Annotated in this window: 14 protein-coding genes and 3 tRNA genes; 12 read left to right on the forward strand and 5 right to left on the reverse strand. The window is 25.9% G+C overall.

The genetic code is table 4. From position 1 onward, the window contains the following. Nucleotides 1–8: 8 nt before the first annotated feature. The 7 genes from EXC48_RS00810 (at nucleotide 9) to EXC48_RS00840 (ending at nucleotide 6,009) form a co-directional block, all read left to right on the forward strand. Nucleotides 9–1,760: an McrB family protein gene (locus EXC48_RS00810; RefSeq protein ID WP_165035615.1), complete on the forward strand. Its 1,752-nt coding sequence runs from the start codon at nucleotides 9–11 to the stop codon at nucleotides 1,758–1,760. Further along, nucleotides 1,750–3,297 carry a 5-methylcytosine restriction system specificity protein McrC gene (locus EXC48_RS00815; protein ID WP_165035617.1) on the forward strand — a complete coding sequence of 516 codons (1,548 nt, stop codon included), beginning with the start codon at nucleotides 1,750–1,752 and terminating at the stop codon, nucleotides 3,295–3,297. Before EXC48_RS00810 ends, EXC48_RS00815 begins: the two co-directional genes overlap by 11 nt. A gap of 631 nt (nucleotides 3,298–3,928) precedes the next feature. Beyond that, nucleotides 3,929–4,255, forward strand: coding sequence for a hypothetical protein (locus tag EXC48_RS00820; RefSeq protein ID WP_129720429.1), 327 nt, complete (start codon nucleotides 3,929–3,931; stop codon nucleotides 4,253–4,255). Nucleotides 4,256–4,336: 81 nt separating this feature from the next. Beyond that, on the forward strand, nucleotides 4,337–4,630 hold the full coding sequence (locus tag EXC48_RS00825) for a hypothetical protein (RefSeq protein ID WP_129720430.1): 294 nt from the start codon (nucleotides 4,337–4,339) through the stop codon (nucleotides 4,628–4,630). A 415-nt stretch (nucleotides 4,631–5,045) separates the two neighbouring features. Further along, nucleotides 5,046–5,480 carry a 50S ribosomal protein L13 gene (rplM, locus tag EXC48_RS00830; protein WP_015286959.1) on the forward strand — a complete coding sequence of 145 codons (435 nt, stop codon included), beginning with the start codon at nucleotides 5,046–5,048 and terminating at the stop codon, nucleotides 5,478–5,480. Nucleotides 5,481–5,482: 2 nt separating this feature from the next. Then, a complete protein-coding gene (rpsI, locus tag EXC48_RS00835; protein WP_015286960.1) occupies nucleotides 5,483–5,878 on the forward strand; it encodes a 30S ribosomal protein S9 in 396 nt (131 codons plus the stop codon). A 54-nt stretch (nucleotides 5,879–5,932) separates the two neighbouring features. Continuing rightward, nucleotides 5,933–6,009, forward strand: a tRNA-Ile gene (locus tag EXC48_RS00840). Nucleotides 6,010–6,128: 119 nt separating this feature from the next. On the opposite strand, the gene EXC48_RS00845 is transcribed toward EXC48_RS00840, so the two are convergent. Continuing rightward, nucleotides 6,129–6,204: transfer RNA gene (locus EXC48_RS00845), tRNA-Lys, on the reverse strand. Between the two features lie 7 nt (nucleotides 6,205–6,211). Beyond that, nucleotides 6,212–6,297, reverse strand: a tRNA-Leu gene (locus EXC48_RS00850). A gap of 445 nt (nucleotides 6,298–6,742) precedes the next feature. Between EXC48_RS00850 and EXC48_RS04685 the strand changes: the two genes are divergently transcribed. Continuing rightward, complete coding sequence (locus tag EXC48_RS04685) at nucleotides 6,743–7,180, forward strand: transposase (RefSeq protein ID WP_197725027.1); 438 nt, start codon at nucleotides 6,743–6,745, stop codon at nucleotides 7,178–7,180. Between the two features lie 377 nt (nucleotides 7,181–7,557). Here the strand turns inward: EXC48_RS04685 and EXC48_RS00860 are convergent, their stop codons facing one another. Together EXC48_RS00860 and ffh are read right to left on the reverse strand one after the other, a co-directional pair. Beyond that, a complete protein-coding gene (locus EXC48_RS00860; protein ID WP_129720431.1) occupies nucleotides 7,558–8,082 on the reverse strand; it encodes a variable surface lipoprotein in 525 nt (174 codons plus the stop codon). A gap of 162 nt (nucleotides 8,083–8,244) precedes the next feature. Continuing rightward, on the reverse strand, nucleotides 8,245–9,594 hold the full coding sequence (gene ffh, locus EXC48_RS00865) for a signal recognition particle protein (RefSeq protein ID WP_129720432.1): 1,350 nt from the start codon (nucleotides 9,592–9,594) through the stop codon (nucleotides 8,245–8,247). Nucleotides 9,595–9,636: 42 nt separating this feature from the next. On the opposite strand from ffh, the gene EXC48_RS00870 reads away from it, so the two are divergent. The 4 genes from EXC48_RS00870 (at nucleotide 9,637) to EXC48_RS00885 (ending at nucleotide 14,178) form a co-directional block, all read left to right on the forward strand. Further along, nucleotides 9,637–10,554: an RluA family pseudouridine synthase gene (locus EXC48_RS00870; protein ID WP_129720433.1), complete on the forward strand. Its 918-nt coding sequence runs from the start codon at nucleotides 9,637–9,639 to the stop codon at nucleotides 10,552–10,554. Next, nucleotides 10,554–11,429 (forward strand): hypothetical protein, encoded by an 876-nt coding sequence (locus tag EXC48_RS00875; RefSeq protein ID WP_129720434.1) that lies wholly within the window; start codon nucleotides 10,554–10,556, stop codon nucleotides 11,427–11,429. Before EXC48_RS00870 ends, EXC48_RS00875 begins: the two co-directional genes overlap by 1 nt. Before the next feature lie 315 nt (nucleotides 11,430–11,744). Further along, nucleotides 11,745–13,019 carry an IdeS/Mac family cysteine endopeptidase gene (locus tag EXC48_RS00880; RefSeq protein WP_129720435.1) on the forward strand — a complete coding sequence of 425 codons (1,275 nt, stop codon included), beginning with the start codon at nucleotides 11,745–11,747 and terminating at the stop codon, nucleotides 13,017–13,019. A gap of 193 nt (nucleotides 13,020–13,212) precedes the next feature. Beyond that, nucleotides 13,213–14,178: a ribose-phosphate pyrophosphokinase gene (locus tag EXC48_RS00885; RefSeq protein ID WP_015286970.1), complete on the forward strand. Its 966-nt coding sequence runs from the start codon at nucleotides 13,213–13,215 to the stop codon at nucleotides 14,176–14,178. A 51-nt stretch (nucleotides 14,179–14,229) separates the two neighbouring features. Here EXC48_RS00885 and EXC48_RS00890 read toward each other — a convergent pair whose 3' ends face one another. After that, complete coding sequence (locus EXC48_RS00890; RefSeq protein ID WP_129720436.1) at nucleotides 14,230–15,606, reverse strand: endonuclease; 1,377 nt, start codon at nucleotides 15,604–15,606, stop codon at nucleotides 14,230–14,232. Nucleotides 15,607–15,630 lie beyond the last annotated feature (24 nt).

Genomic DNA, 15,630 nt, shown 5'->3' on the forward strand with positions numbered 1-15,630 from the left:
GGATTATTATGAAAAATAAATTAATTAATTTATATGAAAATACTTATAAAGATAAGGTTTATGAAAAAAGACTGGAAAAGTATAATGAAACTATAAATAAATGAAAAGAGTATCGTCAAAAAATTAAAGACGGAACAATTACATTAGAAGATTATACAAATCGAAAAAATTTTAAGCATTATTTAACTTACTTTTTAGAATTCGATTCTGCTGACATCGGATCGTCAAGATGTGGAAATGCTTTTCAATACATGATTAAAATGAACGACAATGGAACTTTTTATCTTAATAAATATGATAATGAAGAAGAACAAAAGGAAGCTGATAGAGAAACCGCTAATATATATTTTGAAGAAAAAATAAAACCTTTATTAAAAAAAATAGTAAATTGCAATTCATTTAAAGAATTATATGATTTAGAAAAAGATGACTTATATAAGAAATTTGTAGCTAAACAAATTATTAAAAAAATGATTTGTTTAGAGTCTAAAGTTAAAGAATGTGAATTCAAATATAGAATTGCTGAAATTTATGAACATTTAGCAATTAAAAGGGGTTGCAAATTATTCGAAATAGAAAATAAAGGAATGTCACAAATTAAACAAAATATTAATATAATGGAAAAAGCTTTTGAAATTTTGTCATTGAATATAAATGAAATTACCGAAAAGCAGTCTTTTGAAGTTTCAAAAACATTAAGCGAAATACTTTTTGCTAAAGAAAATGAAACTTCGGATAGTGAAAATAAAAACTATATATTTGAAATAATATCAAATGCTTTAAAAGAAGATTACAAACAGATAATTTTAACAGGAGCTCCGGGAACAGGCAAAACTTATAATGTTAGATCTTATGTTAATGATCAGATTAAACCAAATGAAGAGAGAAGTGAATTTGTTCAATTTCACCCATCGTATGATTATTCAGATTTTATAGAAGGATTGAGACCTGCCATTATTTTTAAAGCAGCTAACGACAAGCCAACGTTTGTAAAACAGGACGGTATATTTAAAGCATTTTGTCGCAAAGTTATAATGAATAACTTTAAAGAATTAGGAGATGATTTACCAGTATCTTTTAAAGATTTTAAAGATAAATATTCTGATGCAGAAGAAAATAATAAATTTAAAACAAAATACTTTTTTATCATTGATGAGATAAATCGAGCTGATTTGTCTAAAGTTTTTGGAGAACTAATGTTTGGACTTGAAGAGTCTTATAGGGGAATTAAAAATTCATTTCAAACGCAATATAAAAATTTAAGAACATATCAAATAGAGTCAGATGGAAAAGCTCATTTATTAAGTTTCGATTGTTTTGAAGGTGGCTTTTTTATTCCTAAGAATTTATACATTATTGGAACTATGAATGATATTGATAAATCGGTAGATGTTTTTGATTTTGCCTTACGAAGAAGGTTCCAATGAATAGAAATAAATGCTAAAATGATTTGCGAGCAATCACTTATTAATATGTTAAAAATTGATAAAGAAGAAGCTAAAAATTTAGCAAATAGAATTTGCGCTATGAATGATGTTATTTCTAATGAAGGTGCTAAATTTGGTTTATCCGAAGCTTACCATATAGGACATGCTTATTTTAATGAATTAGATTTATCTAAACCTTTATCATTACAAGAAATTTTTAATAACGACATTGCTTTAATTATTAAAGAATATACTAGAGGAAGAAATTCTGAAGAGGTTGATGAATTAATCCATAAGTGTGCCAAAGCTTTGGATGTATCATATGAAAAATAAGATTACATTTTATGGAAGAGATTTTTCCGATATTTATAAAGATATAGAATCCACTAAAACAAACGGCTCTGATTCCGAATTATTAAATAGTAATAAGAAAAAAATACTTTTATATTTTTTAAACAAAGTAAAGCCAGATGTTAAAGAATTAGTTGTTAATAATAGTAATCAACGTTTAGAGTATGAATTATTTAATCAACTAAGCGAAAATATATACTATTTTGGCGGCCTTGTTGGAATATTATCAAAATCAATTAAAATTAAAAAAAGTGATATAAAAGGTGAATTATCAAAACAAGAGTCAAATGATGAATATGAAGTTGAAATTACTCTTCAAATTCAATCTAGATTTGATGTAAAAGAGGATGGAACTATCGGAGAACCAAATTTTCTATCTACAATGCTATCTGATAAAGATTTGATCTTAAATGAAGATTTTATACCTTTAAATAGCAAAGTTAACATTTTTGATTATCTTTTATTATTTTCTTATAAATATAAATTAAAGGAAGCGAGCATTAAGGGGCTATTTAGGACATACCAAAGATTTGAAAAAAATGATGACAAACTTAGAGGAACAATCGATGTATCTAAACATATTAAACAAAATATGTGAATGAACAGCGGTCTGATATCATATTCGTATAGAGAAAATAGTATTGACAATTACACTAATCATTTAATAGTCAAAACCTATCAATATCTAAAGAAAAAATACTTTTCAAAGGTTAATAGAATATTCGATTCAGATACAGAAATGAAAAGATTGATCGACAATTTGTCATTTAATACTGAACATTGAAAATATAGTCTTAAAACAACTATTATGAAAAATTTAAATTCAATTTCACATCCCTTTTATATCGAGTATGAATCGTTAAGAAAAATATGCTTAAATATTTTAAGAAATGAAGGTATATCTGTTTTTAATGGAGACAATTCAAATAAAGTAGAAGGAATTTTATTCTATATTCCATCTTTATGAGAGATTTATTTAGAAGAATTTTTAAAATCTGATGAATATACTCTTTCTTCTCAAAAGGAAATTAAAATTATAGATTACAAAGGAGAAAGAAAATTCAAACAGCCAACATTTCCTGATTATGTTTTTTCTAGTAAAGACAAGAAAAAACATTTCATGATTTTAGATGCAAAATTCAAAGAGGCATGAAGTAAAATTATTTTTGAAGAAAAACCTTTTAGTGATGTATTGAGTGATTATGATAAATGTATAAGGGATATGGTGTCAATCAATTGCCATGCTAGCGGTGTTATTTTTCCAAGTAATCATGAACAACCATCGAAACTTGAACCTTATGTAGAACATTCTATTAGTAAATTCAATAATGTTGATAAATTTTATACATTTCCAGTTTTTATTCCTTTTTCATCAAACGATTATGAATCTTGATTAAAAGACTTTAAAAATAACTTTAATAAGGCATCAACGCTTGTTAAGTCTTATATTATCAAAGAAAAGAAATATATTCAAAATATAGAAATAATTTCAAAGCAAGCAGAAGAATTAGGAAAATAAGTTATATAAACTGAAATTAAACTTTTAACATATATATAGTTAATTTAATTTAATTTAATAATGTTTTTAATTTGTATTATTGATATCTTTGTTCTTGATTATCAAAATAAAAAAATAGTAATAGGAGTTTTTAATTCGTATTTTTATGATTGTATTTATCCTTAATTGTTATTCAAAACTATAATAAAATATTTTAAATATCAAGTTAAGCTTATTTTTTTATTTTTAACAAATAATTTCATTTTTATGATTGATATTAAAACTTAGAAATTTAGATTATAATTAGTATTTTTTTATATGAATACTAGTTTTTATTTATAATTAAAATACTATGAATTTTAGAATTCTCTCTTATAATCTATTTAAGAAAAAAGAAAGTCAATGAATAATATCGCCACAAATATAGTGGCTTTTTTCTATCGAATAGAAATGTTGTTTTCAATAATATATTTATTTTACATCAAACATAGGTGCTTCTACAATGCCCAAAGACGGAGATAGTAAAAAAATTCAAGAGCATTTTATTTCATAAGTTAAAAAATATTTTAGCGATGAGTTAAAAAGACCCGAGATTTTAAATAGGATTGGTATACCAAACATAATCCCTTTTAATAAAATAACCTCATTAGAAATGAAACTTGACATTATAAAATATAAAATTAAGAAAATTAAAGAATTTTTATTAAAAGAAAAAAACATAAAATTAATATTCGATGATTCAATTGAAGCATATTACACATTAGTAGCTAATAATGTTGATGATTCAATGGGTGCCCGTTCTCTTATTTTATTCTTAGAAACTGATTTAGTAAAAGCAATATCAAATATTATTTTTAAAAATAGAGAACTAATTGAGAAGAAATTATCGGAATCCGAGGATGACGATGGTTTAGTAAATCTAAAACTAAAATATGTATCTTCAAATGATAGCTGTGGTTTTAAAGAAGAAATATTCTAAAATAAAGTCAATTAAAACTTAACTTTGCCTGTTTTATGGACCTTATTTTTTATTTTTAATGGCGTAATTGATATTGCATTTATGATTATTTTAATAGAAAATAATATATTTTTATGCATTATTTTAACAATTAGATCATTGATTGGTTTAATGATTTTTTTATCATTATATATAAAAAAGCAGAGTGTTAAAAATGCTCAAGAAAGACTCGGAAAATGAAGGTTTGTACAAGAAGATTTTTACTTTACTAAGGAATATACTATTAATGAACACAATTCAAATACTTATATTTATACTTTTGGTATTACAATTGGTAATTATCCATTGTGTATCCCTCTATATATGTGATATAAAATAGAAAAAAATATTTTATAAATTTTGATTTAAATACTTTTTATACAATAATTTGAGGAATTCATTTTTCAAAAATAAAAATAGTGCTAAATAAAACTTGTGAAATTTATCAAGATTTCACTAATCTTTACTATAAGCAAAAATAGTATTATGAAATATTAAAGTATAAACAATAATCTCTAATTAAAATGTTAGAAACAAAGAGAAAATAATATAAAACTAGGGCAATATTATTTGTTGAAAAAGTAAGAAGAACCTATTTGAAAAAAGATTTTTAACTTACTTTTATATTATTTTCAAGTTATTTTACATATTTTATTTGCAGGTGCAAAAATTATTATTTTCAAAATTTGCATTAAATATTTTATATGGTATAATAACTAAGCAATTTATAAAAAAATTTACATTGATTTACAAAAATTAACGTGGAGGAAAAATGAGACAAACAACAATCGTTAATTCCCAACAAGCAGACAAAAAATGATACGTTGTTGACGCCGAAGGTCAAGTTTTGGGTCGCTTAGCTGCATTTGTGGCTTCTGTACTTAGAGGAAAAAATAAACCAACATTTACACCTAATTCAGATATGGGTGATAATGTAATTATTGTTAATGCTGAAAAAATTATTTTAACTGGTAAAAAAGAAGATAACAAAATTTATTACTCACACTCAGGATATCCTGGTGGATTAAAAAGCATTGTTGCTGCAAAGTTAAGAGTTAAAAGACCAACAGCATTAATCGAAAAAGCAATACATGGAATGATTCCTCATACAAAACTTGGAAATAAACAACGTCGTAACTTATTTATTTATGCAGGCGCAGATCACAAACATGAAGCACAAAAACCAGAAAGATTAGAGGTTAAATAATTATGACTAAAAACATTGAATATCGTGGATTAGGAAGAAGAAAATCATCAGTTGCTCGTGTTAAATTAACAAAAGGAACTGGAAAGTTTTTAATTAACAAAAGAGATGCTCGTGAATATCTAACTTCTGATATTTATTTAAAGGATGCTAATCAACCTTTTGTTTTAACAGAGACAGTAAATCAATTTGATGTTTCTGTTATTGTTTCTGGTGGTGGTTTAAGCGGACAAGCAGGTGCAATTAGACTAGGAATTGCTCGTGCATTATTAGAAGCTAGTTTAGATTATCGTGCAACATTAAAATCTGCTGGAATGTTAACAAGAGATGCTCGTGCAAAAGAACGTAAGAAACCAGGATTACGTGCAGCACGTCGTGCAAGACAATTTTCAAAACGTTAATTTTAATAATAAAGCTTTACTATTCTTTTTTTATGGTATAATAGTTTTGCTTATGCGAGCGTAGCTCAGCTGGTTAGAGCACACGACTGATAATCGTGAGGTCGATGGTTCAAGTCCATTCGTTCGCACCATATCATTATCAATGACCTATAAACACCTAACTAGGTGTTTTTCTTTTTCTTTTTGCTTTTTTCAAAAAAAAAAAAAAAAAAGCAAGTTATAAAACTGCTTTTTGGTCAATAATCTGAAATGGTACGTCCTAGAGGATTCGAACCTCTGACCCAATGGTTAAAAGCCATTTGCTCTACCTGCTGAGCTAAGGACGCACAACTATGGTGCCCAAGACTGGACTTGAACCAGCACGGTCTTGCGACCGAGGGATTTTAAGTCCCTTGCGTCTACCATTCCGCCACCTGGGCTTTTTTAATGTGCGATATAATTATAGCATAAAGAATAGAAAGTCAATAAATTTTTTTATTATTTTTATTGTGCTGCGAAATAATCTAGATTTTTATACAGGGTAGTGGAAGAATTAAAATGATACAGGTTTGATAAAAGTGATATAACTTATATATGGAAATATTATTCAATTTAAATAAACAAAAAAATTAACAAATTTTGAAAAAAATAGAGAGATCCTTTATATTGTTGCTAAAGAAATAAAATAAATTTAAGTTACGGGGAAATAGTTGAAATTGATACACAATTTAAACTATATCTTAGTTAAAGATGAAGTGCCTGTTTATATCACGCTATTGACGAGACTGCTGTTTGCTTATTAGCAGTTTTATTTGAAGAATAAGAAACAACATTAGGTTATCAAAGATTACTAGAAATGGTTTTTAAAAACACGGCTTTCCTAAGATGATTTATTCAGATAAAAGAAGAACATTTTGGGGTAATGAAAACAATCAAACAACATTTGAAAAAATTCTAAATGAAAAAGGTATAGAAATAAAATGTTCATCTAGTCCTACTCATAAACCATATGTAGAAAGATCATTTAGAACTGCATTAGGTAAATATCAAGTTTATATTGATAAAAATAATTTAAAGAATTTAAATGACTTAAGGCTAAACTCTGATGGCTTTAGAGATTATTACAATACAAGAAATAATAAATTAATTTCAAAACATAATGTTTTTAATCAAGAGGGTAAGAAAAATGGCAATTGAGCCATTGATCTTGTTATTAATAGAAAAGTTTTAAATGGAGTTGTAAGATATAACAATAAAAATTCTACTGCATTTAATTTAGAAAATAAAAGGTTGTTTTTTCTTTTAATTCTAATGTTTTATTAGTTCATTCATCGGACAATGAAATATATTTCATTCAAATATAATGGCAAAAAATATTTCACTAAAGAACCAAGCAAAAAATATTTGAGTTTTTCAAAAATGTGAGCACTCGAAAGAGGACTTGATATTTCAATATCTGCCGTTACAAAGTTAGCTTTTCTTTATAAAAAAGCGGTTCATTTTTTAAAACAATGCAAGAATATATGATTAAATTTAATAGACTTCTTACAAGTAAAAATGTAGATTCTATTAATATTGAAAAAGCGCTTTTATAGTATATATTAAATAAAATATTTATAATTTTAGTCTTGTATTTTTATCTTGATTATCAAAAATACAAAAATTTAAATTAAAATGCACCATAAACATAGTGCATTATATTATTTGAATGATTGAGCGTTTGAGTTTTCAGCTGTTAAAGGATAAGATTTTTTTAATAACTCTTGAATATTATCACCTTGTTGTGGTTCTTTTTCAGTTAAAATAAGATTTACAACCTTGTATTCTGTTGTATGTTCTTTTTGTTCAGTATCAAAAGCAATTTTGAAACGTACTTTCGCCTTTATTTTTTCGCTTTGAATTTCAACAGGAGTTCCTACTGCTGTGATGTGGTGTTCTTTATTAGGTGTACCATCATTATATTTATATGAAACAATGGCAAAAATAATAATTTTCTTTGATGTATCTAATGAACTTTCTTTTTTTACATTTAACTCAATAGTTGCATTATCTGCTTTTTTATCAATTACTGAAAATGTTAATTCTTTTGTATATTTACTCTCATCATCAGTATTCATTTCTGGTGTTGGAGTTGAATTGTTGTCAGTTTTAGCACACGCAATAGCCACAAGTGGTGTAGCAATTAAAGAACCTACGGTTCCAAATAAAAATAATTTTCTCTTCATTTTTTTCCTTTTTATAATTTTTATATTTTTCGTTTCCATATATTTATACTTGAAAAAAAAAAAAAAAAAAACATTAAGTAAAATCTTCGCTAAATTGTGGAAAAAATGAGAAAATATTATAAATTTAGAGAAAAATATAAAAAACTACTTACGTAGCTTTTTCTATAAACCAAACATTTTTGGATCAAATCCTCCACCACCATTTTTTAGTTTTTTGCCCATTTCACTCATTCTTTTAACCATCGCATCATAATCAGCTAATAGTTTATTGAATTCTTGTGCTGTTCTTCCACTTCCTTTGAGAATTCTTTCTTTTCTAGAATTTTGTCTTAATAATTTTGGGTTTTTTCTTTCTTTAATTGTCATAGATGACATTAAAATTTGAAAGTAATACATTTTTTCTTCTGCTTTATCAATTTGGTCTTGATTTATTTTTGAAGCAAGATTGCCTGGAAGCATTTTTAAAATTTTTCCAAATTTCCCCATATTTTTAACTTGCATGATTTGTTCAAGCAAATCATCTAGAGTAAACTCGCCAGAGAACATTTTATAAATCATTTTGGTGGCTTTATCTTCATCAATTACATCTTGAGCTTTCTCAATTAAGCTTAAGACATCACCCATACCAAGGATTCTATCTGCCATTCTATCAGGATGGAAAATGTCAAGGTTTGAAACTTTTTCCCCTGTACCAATAAATTTAATTGGTATATTTAAAATATATCTCAAACTTAATGCAGCACCACCACGAGCATCTGAGTCCAATTTGTTAATGATAGTTCCTGTTAATTTTAATTTATCATGGAATGTTTGAGCAACGTTAATAATGTCTTGCCCAGATAAAGCATCAGCAACAAAAAATATTTCATCAGGATGAGATATTTTTTTAACCCTTAATAATTCGTCCATTAATGGTTCATCAATTGATAATCTACCAGCAGTATCTATAATTATAAGATCATTATTATTTTCTTTTGCTCTATTTAAAGCGTTAGTGACAATTTGATCTACTGAGACATCTACTCCTTCTTCATAATAATCAATTTGAATACCTTTTGCTAATGTAATTAATTGGTCAACAGCAGCAGGTCTATAAATATCAGCAGCGACTACTAAAGGGTTATTAATAATTTTCTTCTTCTTTAAAAAATATGCTATTTTAGCTGTTGAGGTAGTTTTTCCTGATCCTTGTAGACCACACATCATTATTACATATGGTCTTTTATCGACTTTTAATTCATTAGATTTACCACCTAAAATATTAACAAGCTCTTCATGCAAAATTTTAATGAAATACTGAGAGGGATTTAATTTTTTTAGGTTTGGATCATTCAAAGCTTTTTCTTTAACATTATTAATAAACTCTTTTACCACTTTTAAATTAACGTCTGCTTCAAGCAAGGCAAGTTTAATATCTCTAGTTACTTCTAAAATATCAGCCTCACTTAGATTTATTTTTTTAGACACTTTATCAAGTGTTTTTTGTATTCTTTTTTCTAAAAATCCTAACATATAATAATTTTATCATAACTTATTATTTGCTATAATTTTATAATGATAGAACTTATTGTTAAATATCCAGAAAGAGTAGATAAATATATTGCGAATAATTCTGATATTACACGTAATGATATTAAACTTCTTATTCAAGAAGGAGCAGTGTTTGTAGATGGAATAAAGGTTAATAAACCAAAGTTTGAAGTAAAAGAAAATCAATTAATTAAAGTTATTAAAGTAATTGATAAAGAGATTAATATTATTCCTGAAAATATTGAACTTAACATAATTTATGATGATGAATATTTGTGTATTATTGATAAACCAAGTGGTTTAGTTGTACATCCTTCACCTGGACATACATCTAAAACTTTAGTAAATGGTCTTTTGTATCATTTTAAAAATAATCTTTCTAATGAAAACGGCTTATTAAGGCCTGGAATTGTACATAGAATTGATAAAGATACTAGCGGTTTATTAATTATTGCTAAAAATAATTTAGTTCATAATAAGCTTGCTGAAATGTTTGCAACTCATAATGTAAATAGAAAATATTTAGCAATTTGCGATGGAATATTAGAAGATAAAAAATTAAGACTTAATTTACCAATCGGAAGAAGTGTTAAGGATCGTCAAAAAATGACAATAACAAATATTAATTCTAAACCAGCGATTACTAATGTAACCTTGCTAAAAAGTTTTTATTTAAATAATCAACCTAAATCATTAGTTAAATGTGAACTTGAAACAGGAAGAACCCATCAAATAAGAGTTCATTTAAAATATATAAAAAATCCAGTTTATGGAGATCCATTGTATAATAAAGAAGTAGATAATTTCGGGCAAAGATTACATGCTTATAAATTAGAATTCTTTCATCCAATAACAAGTAAAGCAATGAGTTTTTATTCTATGCCACCAAAAGAATTTGAAATTGCTGATTTTGATTATGATGAATTTTTAAAAGGAGAATAATGAAAAACATATTTGGAATTGACTTTAATAAGTTAGACTTAAATGATTTATGAAAGAATGAAAAACAACATTTTAGAATTTGATTTATTTTATTTATTGTATTTTGATCTATTATTACTCTTTTATATTTGGGGTTATTTGTTTTAGACTTGGTATTTAAGGATGAGATTATAAAAAGCATAGATGCTAATATAAAAAAAGGACCAGAACAAAAAAATGATTCAAATCCATATTATAATACAAGATTAGTAATTGATATTTTATTTTTTATAGGACCGGCTATTATATTAATATTATTTGTTATTTCACTTGTTGATTCATATAAGAAAAAAACATTTATTGGAATTTCTTCTTTTTCCATTACTTTAGCAAAATTTATTGGAATAATGACAATTATTAATTTAATACTTTTTAGCACTAGTTATATATACGCAAATGGTGAAACAATATATTCAAAAATTTATTCTTCATTATCTGGAATAGTCATTTTATTTAATATTATTCAACTTTTCTTTGCAGCAAACAATATTTCAAAAATAAAGAAATTATTTATTCAAAAAGAATTAGAAAACCAAGCAAAAATTTTCTTTGATGCAATGAATAAAGCTCAAAATAATAGTCCTTTTGGACCGGATTTAAATTCATTTTTTAATAATGCGCAAACAAAACAACAAAGCGTTAATGAAGAAGAAGCAACTGTTGTTAATGATTCAACGCCAAAAACTGAGTCTGAAAAACAAATGATTATTAAAAAAATTTTAGAATTGCCAAATGAGCAACTACATAAAATTGCTGAAAAATTAAACATTTTTGGCTATGAAGAAATGTCAAAAGAACAATTAGCGGAAATAATTTATAATCATACAAAAAAATAAAAATGCAAAAGTAGAATGTACTATCATTCTACTTTTTTGTTTTTTATAAAAAATACAAAATTTATTTTTCATTTTCAGCCGTCAAGAAAATTAAAAAAGCACTCATAATTATTAAGTTTCTTGTATAATTTTTTAAAATAATAAATTATGTATTGGAGTTAGAAAGATGAAAAGAAAGTTTATGTTTTTTTCAATATTAGCATCTTTTTCCACTGTATTTTTGTCAATCCAATGTGCTAATAATAACCAAAAAAATAGAAATGTTTTACACACACCGAGAGAGAGAGAGAGAGAGAGACTGGGAAGAGCCATTCTGTGTCACCGGATAAGAAAAATGATAACTCCCAATTAAAAAATTCTCACTCTTCTAATTCTACTGATAGTAATACTACTCCCAAATTGAAATCTCCAATTGTCGAGGAAAGAGGTTTAGGTAGCTCAAAAAAGCCTCAATCACCAAGCAAAGACATTCATAAGCAACAAGATAATAGAGTTCCAGATGAAACAAAGAATCCTAATGATCTAAATACTACACCTTCAATAGAAAATAGTAAAAAAACAATTGAAATAAATCAAGAATTTTGAAATAAACATCCAGCTTTATTAACTCAAAAAAAACGTGCAAAATATTCACTGTTTCTTGATGGTGTAAAGTTTGATGCTAATGCATTTAAAAATATAGAGAATAGTGGTTGAAGATATACAAAAGAACGACAACCGGATGATTGATGATATGACATTAATAAGGACTTTGACAGAGATGATAATGCACTTTGCGCAGGAATTACATCTGCTAACTGACTTCATTATTGACTTCGTCAAAATAAAAAGTATGTTGATGATTATTTAAAAGATAGTTCTAAAGGATTTTATGATGTAGTTGAAAATGGGACAACAAAAAAGCAATTTGATCTCCGCGAATTAATGAAATATTATGAAGATAATTCTGCTAATAAAAGTTATAAAGTTTGAAAATCTAATATGTTTGAATTTTTTAAATTTAGATACAAATCAACATTTGTAAATCCTAATATGCTAGTAGACCACTATTTAAATGGTTATTCATATAATGCTGCAAAAGATAAATTCGGAGGAAGTAATACTGAATCTAAATATAAAATACCTGAATTACATAAGTCATTTTTTGGAGATGTATTTGGGAAACACATATTAACTAAAAAAACAAATGTATCGCATACATGACAAAAAGAGACTTTTTCTAAGACACTTATTGATGCTTTAGTAAAGAATAAACCTTTAGGCATTTCGCATAATAATAAGTTCAGCAAGAGAACAACAGGACACATAATTAACGTATGAGGTGCCGATTTTGATGAAAATTACAATGTTGTAGGTCTTTATATAACTAATTCAGATGACCCTAAAAGTACATATAAATTAAAAGATGATACTAAAGAAAGGCTATCAAACGTTGTGTATTACAATGTTTGATATAACAATGATAAAAAGGTAATAAGTGTTGGACAAAGTGACGAAGAAAATTCTGGTGCTGATCTTTGAGATCTCTATTCAGTGGATCTAGGTCAGGAATACTTTGAAGCCTATTTTAAAAGCCTTAAAGATAACTAATATAATAAGTATAATATTAGTATTCTACACTCAAAAAATAAAAATTTTGAGTGTATTTTCAATAATGCGAAAAAAATTATTCATTTTAGTGAATTACTTTGTATTTAAATTAAGAATCCTATAATTTATTTTTCAAATTATTAAACAAAAATGTAAAATATAAGAGTATAAAAATAGCAAGGGATATCATTAAATGGACAAAAAGAATACAGTTTTATTTGGAATGGCTAATTCACTTAGTTTAGCTAATGAAGTTTCAAAAATTTTAAATATAAAGCTTTCAAAAATAGAAAGAACAGTGTATGCAGATGGTGAGGTTATGCTTGTTTCTGAACCTACAGTTCGTGATAAAGAAACATTTATCATAGCTAGCACATCAAGACCAGTAAATGAAAACATAATGGAACTTCTATTATTTATTGACTCATTAAAAAGAGCTAGTGCAAAGTCAATAAATGTTATTTTAAGTTACTATGGATATGCTCGTCAAGATCGTAAAGCTAGCGGTCGACAACCAATTGGCGCAAAACTAGTAGCAGATTTATTAGAAAAAGCAGGAGCTACAAAGATAACTTGTGTTGACTTACATAATCCTTCAATTCAAGGTTTTTTCAATGTTCCTGTTGATGATTTAAAAGGTCAATATCCAATCGCAAAAGCGCTTAAAGAAACAGGAGAAAAATTTACCGTTGTTTCGCCTGATCACGGTGGAACTGTAAGAGCCAGAAAATTGGCTGAATTGATTGCTGATACAGTGCAAATTTGTATTATTGACAAAAGAAGAATTGGTGTTAATCAAACTGAAGTTATGGGAATTTTAGGTAATATCGAAAATCAAAATGCTGTTATTATTGATGATATTATCGATACTGGTGGAACTATTTTGAAAGCAGTTGAAACTTTAAAAGCAAATGGAGCTAAAAAGGTTATTGTTGCCGCAACACACGGAATTTTTACCAAAGGTTTTGAAATTTTTGAAAATCATCCTGATGTAGATAGAGTTATTGTTACAAATAGTATTGATAATACTGAAAATGTTAAGAAATTTAAGAAGCTTCAAATTGTAAGTTTAGGCGATTTTTTAGCAAAAGTTATTAATGCATCATTGAAAAAAACTAGCATTTCTCAAATTTATATTGATTACAAAAAGGAAATTTAGTAACCAAATTTAAAAATACCACATTGTGGTATTTTTAAATCAATTTATGTATTATGTTATATCTTTTAGAACACCCAAATTATGAAACGGAACTAAATTTTCACCAAATAAACTATTTGAAAGATTGGGATAATCAATAAATGGATTTCGATTCCCTTGATATTGAAAAATAACATTATTTCTATGGATATCTCAAGCATCAACTTTATCTTGAATGTTTCAATTTAAATATGTATTAAGAAATTCCTTTTTTATATAAGGGAATGCATTAGTATAAATACTGTTTTTATAATTAATTTTATCTTTAGCATAAGTTATTAAAAAATATAAATATGCTCTAGCTATATCTCCTTTAAATTCATCAATTGGCTCAAAAACCACTTGATTATTTTGATCCTTACCCAGCTTTGAAAGATTTTTTGTAGTATTAGTTGGATTGACAACATTCCCGTGAGGTCAATTGCTTCTAATATTATTAACTTTTATATCAGTAGGTCAGACAAAATGAGCATCATGTCTAATTGGTTCAGCCTTATTAAATCACGATTGAGGAATTATGTGTTCTCTATTGGTGCCATCACCTTCGTTTGTCCCAGAGCCTTTAATATATGTTTTATATTCATATGGATCTTTTCCATACGGATTTTCTGAGTAAATATCTAAGAGAGTTCCGTCTTTTTCATAATACTTATCTTTAAAAGCATCATACTTATTATAAAATTCAGGTAGTTTGTTATATGAAAGTGTTTTTAATTTTTTATTGTTTTTGGTTTGTAAATTAATAATAGCTTCAAATAACTTTTGTCCTTTTTTTCCTTCTAATTCAGCATAGTAGTTATTTGAACTATCATATTGATAATTAATTGGTGCTTTTTTAATGATTTTAGAAACGTCAGATTGTTTATTATTTTTTAGTTTATTTTGTTTATTAATAATGTTATCATTATTTTTTGGAATAGTTAATTTTTGTTGAAATTCCTTATTTATATTTTTGACCCTATATTTAATTATCAAGGTTCTTGTGTTCTCGTTATATTCATATTTCAAATATATTTTTTTGTTTTTTTGTTCAATAAATTCAATTTCATCGATAGGTTTTAAATCATCTTTTAACTTAAATAAATAATTCTTATTTTGAGAATCTTTATTTAATTCACCACTTCCTTTAAAAGAGAAGAAGTCTTGGTATTTTTGTAATAATTTAGAGTTTTTATTTTTAGAAGAAATATTATTATAAATTAAATCAAAATGTGATCCGAAATTATCTTCATTAATAAGTTCGAATGCATTTTCTCATTTATTATAAATTAATGCATCTTTTTGATTATTTGTGTCTTTTATTGTACAAGCGAAAGTAATAATTGGTAATAGAATACTAGAACAAGCAATTCCAAGTGCGAAAAATGATCTTTTCAAATTTATTTTCATATTAATATTATAACAAATTGAATT

Source organism: Mycoplasmopsis cynos (assembly GCF_900660545.1).
Classification (GTDB): domain Bacteria; phylum Bacillota_I; class Bacilli_A; order Mycoplasmatales; family Metamycoplasmataceae; genus Mycoplasmopsis; species Mycoplasmopsis cynos.